Here is a 17500-nt window from a genome sequence, read left to right on the forward strand (position 1 = left end):
GCGGGCGCTCGCCGAAGCCCCGGATATTGATGCCGTGCTTCGCAACGATGTTGGAGTGGCCTGGAGCGAAGGGGAGGGGAGAAAGCTCATCGAGTTGATCATGGCTCCCGCGCTCAATGTGCGAGGACTTCGCGCCGGCCACGTCGGTCCGATGGCGCAGAACGCCATTCCCACCGAAGCGACGGCTTCGATTGACTTCCGGCTCGTCCCCAATCAAACGCCGGAGGGCGTGCGCCGTCGCGTCGAGGATCATATTCGTCGTCAGGGATTCCACATCGTCTCGGAGACGCCCGATCTCTCGCTGCGACGGCGCCATCCTCGCCTCGTCAAGCTGGAGTGGGGACCGGGTTATCCTCCCGCCCGCACCTCCATGGATGCGCCCGTCTCTCAAGCCGTCATTCGACTCCTGACCGACGCTCTGGGGACACCCATCGTCGCGCTTCCCACTTTGGGCGGGAGCGTGCCCATGTACCTTTTTCTCGATGTCCTCAAAACGCCGGTCATCGGCGTGCCCATCGTCAATCACGATAACAATCAACATGGGGCCAACGAAAATCTCCGCCTGCAGAACCTGTGGGATGGAATCGAGATGTTCGCCGTCCTGCTGGCTGGTCTCGGTCATGCGTTTTAGTTCCAAACACGGGCAACGGCGTGCGAGCAGAGGGTCGGTCTCGGTGCGCGACAACGTGAGCGTGAGCTTTCCCGGCAGCGTCTTGGGAGAAAGAAGTCTGGTGCTGTGCCGCAGGTGAGAATTATGGCGGACGCTCGCCGGGATCTGAGCGGCTCGGGTGAGAAAACGATGGACGATCCGTGACGGATGACCGGTGACGGGCGAGAAAAGGTCATCCGGTCGCATGTCAGGACGGGCGTCATCTGTTGCTTCTCTTTGACCTTTGTCCCCTGATTTTGTTCGGATGCTTGACAAGCCGGTGAGCGAGTTCAATACTCATAGCCGTGGCCTGAGAGGGAAGTTGTCCATGAGCGTCAATGCCGGAAAAGATCGGAGGTCTATTATCTGCAGGTGGGAGAGTCCGTGCATCATCGAGGCGTGGGCTGGAGAGTTGGCGAAAAATTGGCGGAAGGAAGGCCTTCGCGCCCTCAATTTTTAGAGGAGTCACGGGTGAAGCGTGGCTTCCACCCGGAAACGGTGAAAAGGGGCGCTGACTTTCCCGTCTGCGACAGTGCGCGGGCTCGTAAACCTGCGCGCCACATTTCGTTAAGGAATCGCTCATGAACGGACGTTCACCGCGAACGACGAAAAATCCGGGAGTGCCCGTTGGCGGCGGACTCGACCGGCCCGCCGGAGGCGTGCGCTCCCGGGCTATTTTCAGGGGAGGTGGACGGCAGTGGAAGAAAACCCCTTGATCTACGATTGGAATCGCGTTGGCAATGATCCTCCCGAACGACGTCGGATCGAGTTCGACGACGAGACGCTGCGCGACGGTCTGCAATCGCCCTCGGTGACGACCCCTTCGATTGAGGATCGGATTGCGATTTTGCATTTGATGGTTCGTCTGGGCATTGATTCCGCCGACATCGGGCTTCCGGGAGCCGGGCCACATGTCGTCGAAGCGGTCACGGCGCTGGCCCGAGAGATTGCCGACTCCCGGCTGCCGATTCAGCCCAACTGCGCAGCCCGCACGCTGCGCGCCGATGTCCAGCCGATCATTGACATCTCGGAGAAAGTGGGAATTCCCATCGAGTGCTGCACCTTTATCGGGTCGAGTCCCATTCGCCAGTATGCCGAGGACTGGACGCTCGACATGATGTTACGGGCGACCGAAGATGCCGTCACCTTCGCCGTGAGTCACGGTCTGCCCGTGATGTACGTGACCGAGGACACGACTCGCGCACATCCGGACACCCTGCGGAAGCTCTATCGCACGGCCATCGAGTGTGGAGCGCGTCGAATCTGCTTGGCCGATACCGTCGGACATGCCACGCCGGCAGGGGTTCGGGCGCTCGTTTCGTTCATCAAACAGGTCGTGGCCGAGACGGGCGAGGATGTCAAAATTGACTGGCATGGCCATAATGATCGCGGACTGAGCGTCATCAATACGATTGCTGCCATTGAAGCGGGCGTGGACCGCGTTCACGGAACGGCTCTGGGTATCGGCGAACGCTGCGGGAACACGCCGATGGATCAACTGCTGGTGAATCTGACGCTCATGGGGTATATTGAGCGCGATCTGTCCGGGCTCAACGAATACTGTCAAACGGTCTCCCGCGCCTGTCGCGTGCCGATTCCCTTCAATTATCCGGTCGTGGGCACCGATGCCTTCCGCACGGGGACGGGAGTCCATGCTGCCGCCGTCATCAAGGCGTACAAAAAGAACGATATCAAACTGGCCAATACCGTGTATTCCGGTGTCCCGGCGCATCTGTTCGGGCTGGAGCAAACCATCGAGATCGGCCCGATGAGCGGCAAGTCGAACGTCATTTACTGGCTGGAGAAGCGAGGCATCGAACCCACCGAGGACCGCGTCGAACGCATCTTCGCCTACGCCAAATCCTCGCCCACCATCCTCAGCGAACAGGAGGTGATGCGGCTTGTTTAATCCCGGCGGCGTCGGTGAAGGGGCTGTTCTTTGTGTCGCTGAGCAGCCTGTCGGTCCTCCTCCTCAAATACTCCGGGAGGGCGGGCCTCTGGCCTGCCAGACGCGCCCGTGGCAGGCGTGGGCTCCCCGTCATGATGTGCGTGAGCACGGGGACGAAGCTTCGGGAAAAAACATGCCCTGTGGGCGGTTCTCTGTCAGTGGTGAGGAAAACGGGCGGTGATACCCGAGCGCGCCATGATGTCTCATCCTTCGGTGAGCGCCGTGCTCGCCGAGCCCGCGGTGGTGCGGGCCTTCACCGCTCTCGATGCTCTGTCCGCGGAGACTACGCGCGAGCAGATCACCATCTGCGAGATCGCCGCTCCCCCCTTTGGCGAACAGGCGCGGGCGGAATTTTTCCGCCGTCGCTTCTGCGAGCTGGGGCTTGAGGCTGTTCATATTGATCCGGAGGGCAATGTCATCGGATTGCGACCGGGACGCCGGGATCAGAAGGTCATTGTCGTCTCGGCCCATCTGGATACGATCTTCCCGGAGACCGAGATCCGCGTGCGATCCGAGGGGGGACGCCTGTATGCTCCCGGCATCAGCGATAATGCCGTCGGGCTGGCGGGACTGCTGGCGATCATCAAAGTCCTCAATCAGGCGGAGGTCGCTACGGGAGCGACGCTCGTCTTCCTGGCTACGGTTGGTGAGGAGGGCGAAGGGAACCTCCGCGGCGTGCGCCATTTCTTTCTCGCCTCGAGCTGGCGCGAGCGGGTGGCCGCTTTCCTGGCATTGGAGGGATCGGGTATCGAGCGCATCATCTCACGGGCGCTGGGCTCCCGCCGCTACCGTCTCACCTTCCGGGGGCCCGGCGGTCACAGTTGGGGTGATTTCGGCACAAGTAACCCGATTCACGCTCTGGCGCAGGTAGCGGTTCGATTGTTGGAATATCCGTTGCCGGAGATCCCGGCAACGAGTTTGAGCATCACCCGCATCGCGGGCGGAGAAGCCATCAATGCCATTCCCCGAGAGGCTTCGATGGATCTGGACGTGCGCTCGGTATCCTCTGCCGAGTTGGAGGCCATCGAGGCGTTTCTCCATCGCCTGGTGCAAACGGTCGTCGAGCAGCAGCGACCCCGGCGGGCTTCCTCTGGCGGCCTTCGGGCTGAGATCGAACGTCGCGGCGAGCGACCGGCAGCCGAGGTGAGTCCCGACGCAGATATCGTGCGAATTGCCATCGAAGCCACTCGCGCCGTCGGAGCCCTCCCCTCGCTCGAATGCGCCTCGACCGACGCCAACATCCCCATCGCCCTGGGCATCCCCGCCCTCGCCATCGGTGTCGGTGGCAGCGCCGGAAACGTTCATACCCTCAGCGAGTGGTTCGATCCGCGGGGTCGAGAACAAGGCTTGAAACGGGCATTGCTGATGATTCTGGCGCTCGCGGGACTGGGGTGATCCTCATGTCGTGCGAACGAGAAAGGCGCGATATTTGTGTCCTGGCCAGAGGTCCTGGAGCCAACCAACGAGCACAGGCGGACGAAGAAAATCACCCTGATTTTTGAAAAAGGTCTCGCGCCGACTTTCTCCTGAGCCGACTTTCCGCTATTCTCTCGGTTGCATGAAGTGACATTTCGAGCAGGAGGAGGCCATGAAAAGGTCCCTGGTGCTTGTGATCGTGCTGGCGACGCTGGCTGGTCTTTTGGTGCTTCGCTATCTGGCCAAAAGTTCCGACCATGACGATTCTCCCTTGCGGCAGATGGAGGCCCGGCAGGATGCCAACATCACCGATATGTATGCGTTTGTGCGGGGCTCCGATTTGGTCGTCATCCTCAGTACCAATCCGAGAATCCCTCCGACAGCATCCGACTACACCTTCCCCACCGATGTGGAGTTCGCCATCAATATTGACGCGGATGCACCGCTTGCGCCCGACGGGACGCTGCTTGATAAAAGCGCCGTTCAAGAGGACGTCGTCATTCGGATTCGCTTCAAGCCCGATGGGACGGCCGAAATCAAAGGGCCGTTCTCCATGTTCTATGCCGGACTGCGCGATGATCCGTTCATTCGTGGTCCCCGCATGGGGCGCAATACGGCCTGCATCGTCGTGCAAACGCCGCTCAAAGCGATCCTCAAGGAACAAAGCACCGTGCTCATCTGGGCTACGGCCAAGGTGGATGGACTCGGCGGACCGTTCCAGGATATCTTCGGTGCTCCCTTCCTCTCGCAGTTCAATCGGAGCCTCAATGTCGTTCATCCCCGGGATCACTTTCGCGAGTTCGGGTTTGGTCCCGATGTGCTGGTGCTGGATACATCTCGACCCTCCGGGTTCCCCAACGGTCGGCTTCTGACGGACGATGTCGTGGACATGGTCAATCACATGCTGACGACCGATCCCCAGAAGATACCCATTAGCCCGAAGGACTTCACCGAGCGCATCATGAAAACGGATTGGCCGTATCCCTCGGTCAATGACCTCCCGTTTTCCCCGGACTTTCCCTATCTTGCGCCGCCCCATCGGGCTGTGAACCCTTAACGTAAACGCAACGAGTGGGTTCGATGGGCGGCAGAAGGCTATCGCGCGATCCGGGGTAGCTGTGGCCATTTTCAGGAATCGTTCGGGGAGGGCGGGCTATGCGCCCAGAAACGATGGAACCCACCACAGATAAGCACGGATGGACACGACGGGGCGGGACGATCCGTCTCCGTCTGTGGTGAATGCTGGAGGAATCATCGGCAGTGACGATTGCTGTCATCGGCGGAACCGGGAAGGAAGGGCGTGGATTGGTGCTTCGATTGGCCACGCAGGCGTCCGAGGAGGTGATCATCATCGGCTCGCGCCAACGGGAAAAAGCTCGCGCGGTCGCGGCCGAACTGAATCTCCTGGCGAAGCACGCGACCATCATCGGTCAGGAGAACCGGGACGCCGCGCGCCAGGCCGACGTGATTATTCTCACCGTCCCGTACTCGGCACATGAGCGGACGATTCGAGAGATCGCCGAAGAGATGGCGGGGAAAATCCTCGTTGATGCGACGGTGCCGCTGGATCCGACCAATCCCTGCCGGTTGAAACGGCGCTCGGAGCTATCGGCGGCCGAAGAAGCCCAGGCCCTTCTCGGCGACACGGTCAAAGTGGTCGCCGCGTTTCAAAACGTCTCGGCGCGTGCGCTGCGGGCCCTCGATGAGCCGGTTCAGTGCGATGTTCTCGTCTGTGGCGATGATGCCGAGGCCAAGGGACGGGTGATGAGACTCATCACCCGGATGGGGTTCCGCGCCCTCGATGCCGGACCTCTGGAGATGGCGCGGTTGGTCGAAGCCCTCACGCCGTTGCTCATTTCCCTCAATCTCCGTTACCGTTCGAAAACGACGGGCATTCGCATCACCGGTCTGGATCACCGGCACGACCCCTGACGTCCGCTCCGTCCCGTGATCCGAGCGGCGCTCTGGTTCTCCGTCAGCGTGTCTTCACCGATGGCTGCCGGTGTCCGAGGATCACGAACCGATGAAGAGGATCATCATCGGAGGGACATCACATCAGGCGGGGAAGACGGCGCTGGGCGAAGTGCTGGTGCGCACCCTTCGGCCAGAGCGATGGGCGGCAGCGAAGGTGACGGTGATTGAAAGCGATGAGGAGGTCGCTTCGCATTTCACCGATGCATCCCGGATCCCGGAGTTCGAGGCGCATGGCTACGTCGTCATCTCCGAGGAGGCGATCATCCGGCAGCCATCGAGCGATACCGGGCGCCTGGTCGCCGCCGGCGCGTGGCCCGTCCTGTGGGTGATGGCGCGTCCCGACCGGTTGCGGACAGCCTGGGATGAAGCCGAGGGACTGCTTGGAGATGTCCCCGGCATCATCATCGAGAGCAGTCGCCTCGCGCTGTCGCTTCCTGCCGATCTGACCCTCTGCGTGATCGGTCTTCACGTTCCACCGTCTCGGTGGAAAGCGGATGCGCCGGCTCTCATCTCTCGGGCCGAGATCGTGATCGTCGCGGGCGCGCCGGAAGGCGACCTGAAGGTTTCCCGAATCATCGCGGACATTCGGCGACAGCGGCGCGGTCGTCCCCTCATCATCTGCGGGAGCGTTGAAGAGGCCGTCACGACTGCTGAGATGCGCCAACGACTTGTCGCGCTGCGGACTCCCCGCCCGTGAAACCTCATCCGGACCATCAGGGCCAGGATCGGTCCTCCGCCGTTCACGGTGAACGACGGACCAAACCAGGCCTGCCGCCCTTGACGGACTCGGACGGCATGTCGCCTTGGGCGGCGCTTCCAGGAGCAATGTCAGGTGAGAGGGACTTCCAGGAGACGGGTTTTGAGATGCTTAATCTTATCGCGCAATTCGGCGGCGCGTTCAAATTTCAACTCCCGCGCGGCCTGGCGCATTTCGTCTTCGAGCTGTTTGATCCGTTCTTCGAGCGTGGCGGGATCGGGCGTTTCGATCTCCTCCTCCAGCGGGACGCGGAAGTAATCGGCTTCGATGATCGTCACCAGGGTCTCCTCGATGGGTTTGACAATCGTCTGGGGCGTGATGCCGTGCTTTCGGTTATATTCCTGCTGTTTTGCCCGACGGCGGCGCGTCTCGCGGATGGCCTGCTCCATCGAGTCGGTGATTTTGTCGGCGTAGAGAATGGCCTTGGCGTTGACGTTGCGGGCGCACCGTCCGATCGTTTGAATGAGCGAGCGCGCCGAGCGCAGGAATCCTTCCTTGTCGGCATCGAGGATGGCCACCAGTGACACTTCGGGCAGATCGAGCCCTTCGCGCAGAAGGTTCACTCCCACCAGCACGTCGAAATCTCCTCGACGCAAATCGCGCAGGATCTTCACCCGCTCCAGCGTATCAATCTCCGAATGCAGGTAGCGCACGCGGATGCCCAATTCGGTGTAATAATCGCAGAGGTCTTCGGCCATTTTCTTGGTCAGGGTGGTGACGAGCACGCGCTCGCCGCGAGCGACGCGCTGACGGATCTCTTCGAGCAGGTCATCAATTTGTCCCCGAACCGGTCGCACTTCGACCTCGGGATCGAGCAGTCCCGTCGGGCGAACGACCTGCTCGATGACTTCGCCCCGGGTCTGTTGGAGTTCGTAATCGCCGGGAGTAGCCGAGACGAAGATGACCTGGCCGACGCGAGCTTCCCACTCTTCAAACATGAGCGGGCGGTTATCGAGCGCACTGGGGAGGCGAAAGCCGTACTCGACGAGCGTCTCTTTGCGCGACCGATCCCCGTTATACATGCCGCGAATCTGGGGAATGGTCTGGTGGCTCTCGTCCACGATGATGAGCGCGTCCTTGGGCAAATAATCGAGCAGCGTGGGGGGTGGTTCCCCGGGTTGGCGTCCCGTCAGGTGCCGCGAGTAGTTCTCGATCCCGCGACAGTAGCCGAACTCTTTGAGCATCTCCAGGTCATAGAGCGTGCGCTCGTGAATCCGTTGCGCTTCGATCAATTTGCCTCGCGCCTCCAGTTGCGGTCGCCACCATTCCAGCTCCTCCCGAATCGTGCGCATCGCCCGGCGGAGGACATCGCGTCGGGTGACGTAGTGCGTCTTGGGGAAGATGGCGATGCGCTCGTGACGTTCGATGACCTCGCCGAGCAGCGGATCAATCGTCGAGAGAGCATCCACCTCATCGCCCCAGAGTTCGATGCGCACCGCCAGGTCTCGATCCACCGGATAGACTTCAACCACGTCTCCCCGCACGCGGAAGGTCCCTCGACGAAATTCGAGGTCGTTGCGTTCGTATTGCAACTCGACGAGGCTCCGCAGCAAATCGGTGCGCGACAGATGCTGGCCCCGCTCGATCCAGAGCAGCATCCCGTAGTACTCGCTGGGATCGCCGAGTCCGTAAATGCAGGAGACGCTGGCCACGATGATGACATCCCGACGTTCGAACAGCGACCGCGTCGCTGACATCCGCAGCCGATCAATATCCTCGTTGATGATGGCCTCTTTTTCGATGTAGGTGTCGGTGGCGGGAATGTAAGCCTCCGGCTGATAATAGTCGTAGTAGCTGACGAAGTACTCCACCGCGTTGTGCGGGAAAAACCTCTTGAACTCCTGGTAGAGCTGGGCGGCCAGCGTCTTATTGTGGGCCATCACGAGCACGGGACGGTTGACCCGTTCGATCACTTTGGAGATGGAGAAGGTTTTGCCCGATCCGGTAATGCCCATGAGGACCTGGAAGCGTTTACCCGCCTCGATGCCCCGCACGAGGGCCTCGATGGCTTCGGGCTGATCTCCGCGCGGTTGAAAGTCCGTGACCAGGCGAAAGCTCATTGTTTCCACCCTCGGTGCCGTCGCAATGAACGATTATAGCCGTGCGCACCGCGCTCAGTAAAACAGCCACCGCCGTGAAGCCAGCGTCACCGGCACTGCCTCCGAATGAGTTCCGAGCGAACAGGAAGGGGAATGCGACGGCGTGCCGCTTGCCCGGGCGAATTCTTCTTCGGAGAACGGCGATGAGCGGGTCATCTGCTTGACAGAAAGCGCGAGGTCATGCCAGGATGATGCGCCCATGAAGGTTCTCGTCATCGGTTCAGGTGGGCGCGAGCACGCTCTGGTGTGGGCTGCGGCGCGATCCCGGGATGTGCAGGAGCTGTTCTGTGCGCCGGGCAACGGCGGGATCAGTCAGATGGCGACCTGCCTGCCGGCGGATGTGAGTCGTCCCTCAGAACTGGCCGATCTGGCCGAGCGCTGTCGGGCCGATCTCACCCTGGTGGGACCGGAGCTTCCGCTTGTTCGCGGCATTGTGGACGAATTCGCTCGCCGTTCGCTCCCTATCGTCGGGCCCACCGCGGAAGCGGCCCGGCTCGAAGGGAGCAAAGCGTTCGCCAAGGAATTCATGGCGCGTCACGGGATTCCCACGGCCCGCTTCACCGTTTGTGACTCCGTGCAAGCGGCTCGGGAAGCGATCGCCTCCGGCCGTTTCGATTTCCCCCTGGTCATCAAGGCCGATGGACTGGCAGCGGGAAAGGGCGTCCTCATCACCTGGGACCGAGCCGATGCCGAACGCGCCGTGGATCAGATCATGGTGGAGAAAATCTTCGGCTCGGCGGGCGATCGTCTGGTCATCGAAGAGTATCTCAGCGGACGCGAATGCACCTTTTTGCTTTTCACCGATGGAGAGACTCTGGCCCCCATGCCGGCGGCGCGGGACTATAAGCGGGCCTTTGATAACGATCTGGGTCCCAACACGGGCGGTATGGGAGCCATCTCCGCTCCCGGTCTCATGGACGAGGCGCTCGCTCAGGAGATTCTCGATTCAATTGCGTGGCCCACTATTCGCGCGGCCGCGCGGGAAGGTTTCCCCTACAGGGGAATTCTCTACCTCGGTCTGATGCTGACGCGTGAGGGTCCGCGCGTGCTGGAATACAATGCCCGGCTGGGGGATCCCGAGGCGCAAGTCGTCCTCCCTCGGTTGGAAACGGATCTGCTGGAGGTGTGCCAGGCGATCCTCGAAGGGGAATTGGCCCGATTGCCGCTTGTCTGGCGCGATGACGCTGTCGTGTGTGTCGTGGTGGCGTCGGGAGGGTATCCCGGACACTACCAGGTCGGGTTCCCCATCAACGGATTGGCCAAGGCCGAACGTCTCCCCCAGGTTGTCATCTTTCATGCCGGCACCAGGCGCACGGATGACGGGCGCTTTCTCACCTCGGGCGGGCGCGTGCTCGGCGTGACAGCGCGAGGGGCGACCGTCGCGGAGGCTCGCGAACGGGCATATCAGGCCGTGTCCCTCATCCTCTTTGAGAGGATGCACTACCGCCGGGATATTGGTCGTTAAGAAGAGAGCCACCGGGAGGACGGGAGCGGCCCCGAGGATGTCCTCACGATTTCTGCAATTCGGTCGGAGACGCCGGTGGGATTTCTCTCCGACATCGCCGGGCGGATTGATCGAAGGAGTGAGTCCATACGCAAGAAAGGAGGTCACGCGGATTTTTAATGAAGACGCAGCCTGTTGTGGGAATTCTCATGGGAAGCGACAGCGATCTCGACGTGATGATGGAAGCGGTCAAGACGCTGGCGGAATTCGGCGTTCCGTATGAGGTGGAAGTGGCATCGGCTCATCGCTCGCCTCATCTGGTCCGGCGATATGTGAGCAGCGCCGAACGACGGGGCGTCAAAGTATTCATCGTGGGCGCCGGAGGAGCGGCGGCGCTGCCGGGCGTGGTGGCGGCGGAGACCACGCTGCCGGTCATCGGTGTCCCCATGCCATCGTCGCTGTCGGGATTGGATTCGTTGTGCTCCATTGTTCAGATGCCGAGCGGTGTGCCCGTTGCCACGATGGCCATCGGGCGGGCCGGGGCCCTCAACGCTGCTATTCTGGCCGTGCAGATACTGGCTGCCGGTGGCGATGCTCGTTTACACGACAAGCTCAAACGGTTCAAGAAGCATCTGGCGACGAAAGTCGCGGCGCGATCGCAGGAAGCCAAGCGCCGGGTCGCCGCCGAGGTGAAGACTGTAGTATAAGACCCTGGGCCTTATGAGGCGCGCCCAAGCAGAGTCTCGACAAGGGAACCCGAGCGGATGATCGTTTCGTGGCGTTCCGCCCCGGTGGAGATGAGCGAAATCGGACAGCCGACGAGTTCGCTCAATCGCTGAATATAGGCTTGCGCGCGGTCGGGTAGGTGCTCGTACTCAACAATTCCGGCGGTGCTCGTCTGCCATCCGGCGACGGTCTCGTAGATCGGCTGGCAGCGATCGAGAACTTCTGCCGATTCCGGATACTCGCTCAGGCTCTTGCCGCGATGGCGATAGCCGACACAGATCTTGATCTCGGGCAGGGGATCGAGCACGTCGAGCTTGGTCAGAGCCAGCTCGCTATAGCCGTTGATGAGCATGGAGTAGCGAACGGCGAAGGCGTCGAACCAGCCGCAGCGTCGTGGACGTCCGGTGGTCGCTCCGTACTCGCCGCCCCCTTTTTGCAACAGATCGCCGATCTCATCCTTCAGCTCGGTGGGGAAGGGCCCTTCTCCCACGCGAGTGCAATAGGCTTTCATCACGCCGATGATGGCTCCCAGGCGCAGCGGAGAAACTCCCGTTCCCGATGCGACGCCTCCCGCCGTCGCCGTGGAGGACGTTACAAACGGGTAGGTTCCGTGATCAATATCGAGCATCGTTCCCTGCGCCCCCTCGAACAGGATCGTTTTCCCCCGGTCCAGAGCCGCGTTGAGATACGACGCCGTATCCGCGATGAACGGAGCCAGTCGCTCGGCCACGCTGAGGTACCGCTGGGAGATCGAAGCGACATCCAGGGTATCCGCTCCAAACGCCGCGAGGATCCGATTGATATGGGTGACGTGATCCACGATTTTTTCTTTCAGCCGTGGGGGGTCCAGCAGATCACCCACGCGCAGTCCCCGGCGCCCGTGCTTGAACTCGTAGGCCGGACCGATACCCCGCATCGTTGTTCCGACGCGCCGGTCTCCCAGTTGCTCTTCGAGAACCGCTTCAAAGGCGCGATGGGACGGCAAAATGAGATGCGCGCGATTGCTCAGCAGTAATCGTTCCGGCGTGATGCGAATCCCGCGCTGACTCAGATGGTCCATCTCTTCGACGAGGGCCACGGGATCAACCACGACGCCGTTGCCGATGACGCAGACCTTCTCCTCATGCAGGATTCCCGAGGGGATCAGATGCAGCACGAACTTCTGCCCACCCGTGATCACCGTATGGCCGGCGTTGTGTCCTCCCTGATAGCGGGCGATGATGTCGAATCGCTCCGCGAGCAAATCCACGATCTTGCCCTTGCCCTCGTCGCCCCATTGAGCCCCGACAACGGCAACGTTGGTCATGATCGGTGAGCGAACGCGAAGAATTTCTCGTGGCGGCGGGATGGACGCATCCCGGCGCTCACGAGCCCGTCCGGATGCCCTCACCCCAGATGGGCGTTAATCATTCGGACGATGTTCTCTTTGGAGGTCACGCCGATGATGCGGTCCTTTTCCTGCCCGTCCTTGAACAGGATGAGCGTCGGGATGCCCCGGATCCCGTAGACGCTCGGCGTGTTCGGGCTGTCATCCACATTCATCTTGGCGACCTTGATCTTTCCTTGATACTCCTCGGCGATGGCTTCGACGGTGGGCGCAAGCACCCGACAGGGGGCGCACCATTCGGCCCAAAAGTCAATCAGCACGGGAATGGGTGACTCGAGAACTTCCTGACGAAAATTCGCATCCGTGACTTCGACGAGATGACCTGCCATCGTTCCTTCCTCCCTCAATCGAGCGCAAGCCTTTCCGCCTGCGCCGTGTTATGGTTGCATCAGCTTCCGCCGCCGGATGTCCGAGCGATGGAGCGCGTGATGCGTTCGTAGAGTTCGAGATAGCATTCAGCCGAACGATCCCAGGAAAAATCGGCGCGCATTCCGTTCTCCATAAGAACGCGCCAGAGATCCCGGCGAGCATAGATCGAGAGCGCCTCAGCGATTTTTGCCATCAGCGCCTCGGCACGATATTCGGAGAATTTGAAGCCGTTTCCCCGGAGCGTCTGAGGATCGAAATTCTCGATCGTATCGTCGAGTCCACCGGTGGCCCGGACGATCGGCACCGTTCCGTACTTGAGGCTGTACATCTGATTGAGCCCCGAGGGCTCATAGCGCGACGGCATGAGAAACATATCGGCTCCGGCTTCGATCTTGTGTGCCAGTTCGTGACTGAATCCGAGATAGACGCCGACGCGGTCCGGAAATCGTGCTCTCAGTGAGTGGAAGAACTGTTCCAGGTCGGTATCTCCGGTCCCCAGGATGACAAGGGCGAGATCGTGATTCATGATCTCGGAGGCTGCCTGCCGAATGAGATCGAATCCTTTCTGCTGCACCAGCCGCGAGATGCAACCGATGATGGGCCGCTCCGGGTTCGGGTCGAGGTGAAACCGCTCTATCAGATCGGCCTTACAGATGCGCTTGCCGCCCAGATCGTCGGGCGAGTACCGGGCAGCCAGATAGGGATCCGTCGCCGGATTCCACTCGTCATAGTCCACGCCGTTGAGAATTCCCACCAGATCCTTCCGCCGGCTGCGCAGCAGGCCATCCAGCCCGCAGCCATACTCCGGCGTTTGAATCTCCTCGGCATACTTACGGCTCACCGTCGAGAGGGCCGTGGCGGCGACAATCCCGGCCTTCATCGCGCTGGCCCGGCCGTAAAACTCCACGCCGTCTTCCGTCCGATAGACCTCCCGCGGGAATCCGAACCGCTCCAGCAGATGAGGATCGAACAACCCTTGATAGGCCAGATTGTGGATGGTGAAGAGCGTGGCCGTTTGGCCGATGTGGGGATCGCCTCGATACACCTCCCGCAGGTAGAGCGGGATGAATCCCGTTTGCCAATCGTTACAGTGGATGACCTGAGGCGGGGCTTCCAACCGGCGGACCAGTTCCAGGACGGCCCGGGAGAAAAAAGCAAACCGTTCGGCGTTGTCAGGATACTCTTCTGCGGGAGTCGGCCCGTAGATGCCGGGACGATCAAAATAGTGCGGTGCGTCGAGCAGGTACACGGGCACTCCGCGCGAATCATCACGATAAACGCTCACGACCTGCTGGCCGAAGGCGAAGGGAACGCTCAGATCGGCGATCACCTGATGGCCGCTGCGTCCGGCGACTTCCTGGCGATACCGGGGCATGACGATGCTCACATCCACACCGAGCCGGACGAGGGCCTTGGGCAGCGCCGCCGAGACATCAGCCAATCCCCCCGTCTTGGCATAAGGAGTCACTTCCGGCGAGGCAAAGATCACCCGCATCCGCTTCATGCCCGTCCTCTCAGGTTGGGCAGCACACGCACCTTTTCTCGCTTCACAAAGTCAGCAATGGTACGTGTCGGCCAACGACGTTGTCAAGCACGCGCACAGGCCGCGCCACACTCCCGGAAAAGCGGAGACTACCATCCTGCCCTTTGGAGGACGGAAGGTAACGGCTTCCGATCGGGTTATCCGGCGAAGAGCTGGAACGTGCGGAGCACCCAGTTGACGAGACCCCCGACGAGGAAAGCGAAAGGAATGATGAAGCCCACGATCACCAATGCTCGCTTCCACCCCTGTTCCTTGACGATGACCAGGAAATTGGCCAGGCAGGGGACAAACAGTGTGATGACGACGAGGCTGACGATAGCCTGCTGCGCCGTCAACTGTCCCTGGCGGGCGAGATCAAAGAGGCCGGCCGCTCCGTAATCCCGTCGGAGAAATCCCATGATGAAGGCGGTCGCGGCTCCGGCGGGTAACTGGAGCCAGCCGACGACCAACGGGCGCAATCCCGCTTCAATCCAGCCGATGCCGCTCCGTCCGTTGAGGGTGAGGCGATCGAGCAGAAAGAGGACAAACGTCGCCAGCAAAAACAAGGGCACGACCTCCGCCAAAAACCACTTGAGGCGATACCAGGTTTTCACGAGGACATTGGCTATCAGTGGGCGACGAATCGGCGGAATCTCGAAGATGAAATCTCCCCGCTGGCCGCCGATCAGCTTGGACGAGAGCGAACCGACGAGCACGAGTTGAGAAGCCACCACCAGCAAAACCGTCACGGCCGCTGCCGGCGTGAATCCCGAGGCCATCCCCAGAATGACGCCAAGTTGTGCCGAGCACGGGATTCCCAGCGCGAGAAGCAACGTGGCGATGAGGCGTTCCTTGGCCGTCGGCAAGATGCGGGTCGTGAGCGTGGCCATTGTGTCACAGCCCAGGCCGAGGATGAGCGGAAGAATTGCTTTCCCCGTCAGGCCCATTCTCCGCAGGACGCGATCGGCCAGAATGGCCAATCGCGGCAAATAGCCGCTGTCTTCCAGCACGCCGAAGGCGAGAAAGAAGGTCGTCACCACCGGCAAGATGATGGCGATGGCATAGGTCAATCCCATCGAAAGAAGCCCATATCGGCCCACAAGAAGATCGGCGATCAGCCCCGGTGGAATCAGCCGTTCCGCCCAGGGGATGAGATAACGCCCAAAAAGCCCGTCCTCCAAAAGCCCCACCAGGACCTGAGCCCCCAACCGCCCGACAAGCTCGTACATGAGGAAGAGAACGCCGATCAAAATAGGAATCCCGGTCATGGGCTGTCTCGTCCATCGGCCCATGAGGGCGGCGATCTGGCGATGACGATGTCGCTCGGGGTGTCCATCGGTTCGCGTGTGGTTTCGTCTGATGGCCTGCACGGTTCGATTCAGGAAATTCTCTCGCTGATGGACGATCTCTTTGCACAAGGACCGATGCAGAGCGCACTCATGGCAGGCGATGGCGTCCTGGACCTTTTGCGCTCGGGACGAGCCGATTCGCTGCTCGATGGTTTGAACGAAGCCGGCATCACCCGCTTCCATCCATTCGATGGCGAGAGGGAGGGGAACTCCTCGTACGTGCTCCAGCGGGCCGAGAATTTCCCTCATGCCGTTTTCTTCCACCCAGGGGACGCGCGGGACGGTAGCTCGTGGAATAGCACGGAGAAGTTGACGCATCCCGTGACCGTAGGTGGCGATTGTTTCCACGACCGGAATGTGGAAGAGTCGAGAAAGGGCCTCGCTGTCAATGTCAATGCCCCGGTCGTGCATCTCATCAATCATGTTGAGCACGAGAACCATCGGCACGCCAAGCTCCGCCAGATGGCACGTCAGCAGCAGCGTTCGACGAATGTTCTTGGCATCGGCGACCTGTACGATCACATCCGGGGATTCGCGCAGAAGAAGTTCACACGTCACCCGCTCGTCTTCGGATTGGGGAACGAGGCTGTTGACGCCCGGCGTATCTACGACCTCGTAGATGACGTTGCCCAACCGAAGCTCGCCGCGGGAGATCTCCACCGTCGTTCCCGGATAGTTGGAGACGACGGCGTAGCGACCCGTCAGGCGGTGAAAGATGACCGATTTCCCCACGTTGGGATTGCCCACGAGGATCAGCTTCTTTCGCTCTCGTGCTTCGGTCATCGCACGGCCTCTCAAACCAGGAGAAAAGCAACTGGTGTGCCGCTCGGACGATCAGTCCAGAGGTCATCAGGGACATCCGGGCTCTCACCGGGTTAATCGGGCATCCTCTGTCACTTTGGCAGAGTCGGAGAGACTCGCGTCGGTGGTTTCGCCTTCGGTTTCTGTCTCTCCGAGGGGTGGGGGATTTCACCCGCTCTGAGTCATATCCCGACGCACCGAGGGCGCATCACCGGGTGACTTTATTCCCTCTGTGCCCGATGACCTGTTCAACTTCCCCAAAACGTATCGCCTAGGGGAAAGCAACGGGAAGGAATGCGAATTCCGGGCGGGAGAGTTCCCGGCACGGTGATTGCCTTATGAGGATGAGGAGAAAAAGCGTATGAGGCGAACTTACGTGACAATTGACGGAAACGAAGCCGTTGCTCAGGTGGCCTATCAAACCAACGAGGTCATCGCCATCTATCCGATCACGCCGTCCTCGCCGATGGGGGAATGGTGCGATCAGTGGGCGGCAGAAGGCCGACCCAATCTCTGGGGAACGGTGCCCACGGTGATTGAGATGCAGAGCGAAGCAGGGGCGGCCGGTGCCGTTCACGGTGGATTGCAGGGCGGAGCGCTCACGACGACCTTCACGTCGTCCCAGGGATTGTTGCTGATGATCCCCAATATGTACAAGATCGCGGGGGAATTGACCGCGACGGTTTTTCATGTCGCTGCTCGGACCGTGGCCACGCACGCTCTCTCGATTTTCGGCGATCACAGTGATGTGATGGCCACGCGGGCGACGGGCTTTGCGTTGCTGGCATCGGGTTCGGTTCAAGAAGCGATGGATTTCGCCCTCATTGCCCAGGCGGCGACGCTGGAAGCGCGGGTGCCGTTTCTCCATTTCTTCGATGGCTTTCGCACCTCGCATGAAGTGGTGAAGATCGAACCGGTGACGGCGGAGGATATGCGGGCGATGCTTTCCGACGAACTGATTCGCGCTCACCGCGCGCGAGCCCTCTCTCCGGATCGTCCCTTTATTCGCGGGACGGCGCACAACCCCGACACGTACTTTCAAGCCCGCGAAGCCGTGAA

At 61.0% G+C, this 17500-nt stretch carries 14 protein-coding genes; 9 read left to right on the top strand and 5 right to left on the bottom strand.

The features are described from left to right. The 6 genes from VNM72_10975 to VNM72_11000 all read left to right on the top strand — a co-directional run. Positions 1-631 (top strand): M20/M25/M40 family metallo-hydrolase (locus VNM72_10975; protein ID HXF05922.1); only part of this gene is annotated, 631 nt, incomplete at its 5' end. 715 nt (positions 632-1346) lie between these two features. After that, positions 1347-2558 carry a LeuA family protein gene (locus tag VNM72_10980; GenBank protein HXF05923.1) on the top strand — a complete coding sequence of 404 codons (1212 nt, stop codon included), beginning with the start codon at positions 1347-1349 and terminating at the stop codon, positions 2556-2558. Positions 2559-2792: 234 nt separating this feature from the next. After that, positions 2793-3992, top strand: coding sequence for a M20/M25/M40 family metallo-hydrolase (locus VNM72_10985; protein ID HXF05924.1), 1200 nt, complete (start codon positions 2793-2795; stop codon positions 3990-3992). 193 nt (positions 3993-4185) lie between these two features. Next, positions 4186-5070: a DUF4331 family protein gene (locus tag VNM72_10990; protein HXF05925.1), complete on the top strand. Its 885-nt coding sequence runs from the start codon at positions 4186-4188 to the stop codon at positions 5068-5070. Positions 5071-5273: 203 nt separating this feature from the next. Further along, on the top strand, positions 5274-5945 hold the full coding sequence (npdG, locus tag VNM72_10995; protein HXF05926.1) for an NADPH-dependent F420 reductase: 672 nt from the start codon (positions 5274-5276) through the stop codon (positions 5943-5945). A gap of 91 nt (positions 5946-6036) precedes the next feature. After that, positions 6037-6684, top strand: a complete 648-nt coding sequence (locus tag VNM72_11000) for a hypothetical protein (GenBank protein ID HXF05927.1) — start codon at positions 6037-6039, stop codon at positions 6682-6684. Positions 6685-6815: 131 nt separating this feature from the next. Here the strand turns inward: VNM72_11000 and uvrB are convergent, their stop codons facing one another. Continuing rightward, positions 6816-8804, bottom strand: a complete 1989-nt coding sequence (uvrB, locus tag VNM72_11005; protein HXF05928.1) for an excinuclease ABC subunit UvrB — start codon at positions 8802-8804, stop codon at positions 6816-6818. A gap of 238 nt (positions 8805-9042) precedes the next feature. Here uvrB and purD point away from each other — a divergent pair, with 238 nt between their 5' ends. Further along, positions 9043-10308, top strand: a complete 1266-nt coding sequence (gene purD / locus VNM72_11010) for a phosphoribosylamine--glycine ligase (GenBank protein HXF05929.1) — start codon at positions 9043-9045, stop codon at positions 10306-10308. 158 nt (positions 10309-10466) lie between these two features. Further along, complete coding sequence (gene purE / locus VNM72_11015) at positions 10467-10994, top strand: 5-(carboxyamino)imidazole ribonucleotide mutase (GenBank protein HXF05930.1); 528 nt, start codon at positions 10467-10469, stop codon at positions 10992-10994. Between the two features lie 11 nt (positions 10995-11005). On the opposite strand, the gene VNM72_11020 is transcribed toward purE, so the two are convergent. From VNM72_11020 to feoB, 4 genes are all read right to left on the bottom strand, one after another. After that, complete coding sequence (locus VNM72_11020; GenBank protein HXF05931.1) at positions 11006-12319, bottom strand: adenylosuccinate synthase; 1314 nt, start codon at positions 12317-12319, stop codon at positions 11006-11008. Between the two features lie 80 nt (positions 12320-12399). Next, positions 12400-12729 (bottom strand): thioredoxin, encoded by a 330-nt coding sequence (gene trxA, locus VNM72_11025; GenBank protein HXF05932.1) that lies wholly within the window; start codon positions 12727-12729, stop codon positions 12400-12402. A gap of 59 nt (positions 12730-12788) precedes the next feature. After that, positions 12789-14273: a glycogen synthase GlgA gene (gene glgA / locus VNM72_11030; GenBank protein HXF05933.1), complete on the bottom strand. Its 1485-nt coding sequence runs from the start codon at positions 14271-14273 to the stop codon at positions 12789-12791. Between the two features lie 176 nt (positions 14274-14449). Beyond that, entirely contained in the window at positions 14450-16423 is a 1974-nt protein-coding gene (gene feoB, locus VNM72_11035) for a ferrous iron transport protein B (GenBank protein HXF05934.1), read from the bottom strand. 379 nt (positions 16424-16802) lie between these two features. On the opposite strand from feoB, the gene VNM72_11040 reads away from it, so the two are divergent. Then, positions 16803-17500: pyruvate:ferredoxin (flavodoxin) oxidoreductase (locus tag VNM72_11040; protein ID HXF05935.1), on the top strand; the 698-nt coding region annotated here is incomplete at its 3' end.

The sequence above is a fragment of the Blastocatellia bacterium genome (assembly GCA_035573895.1).
GTDB lineage: Bacteria > Acidobacteriota > Blastocatellia > HR10 > HR10 > DATLZR01.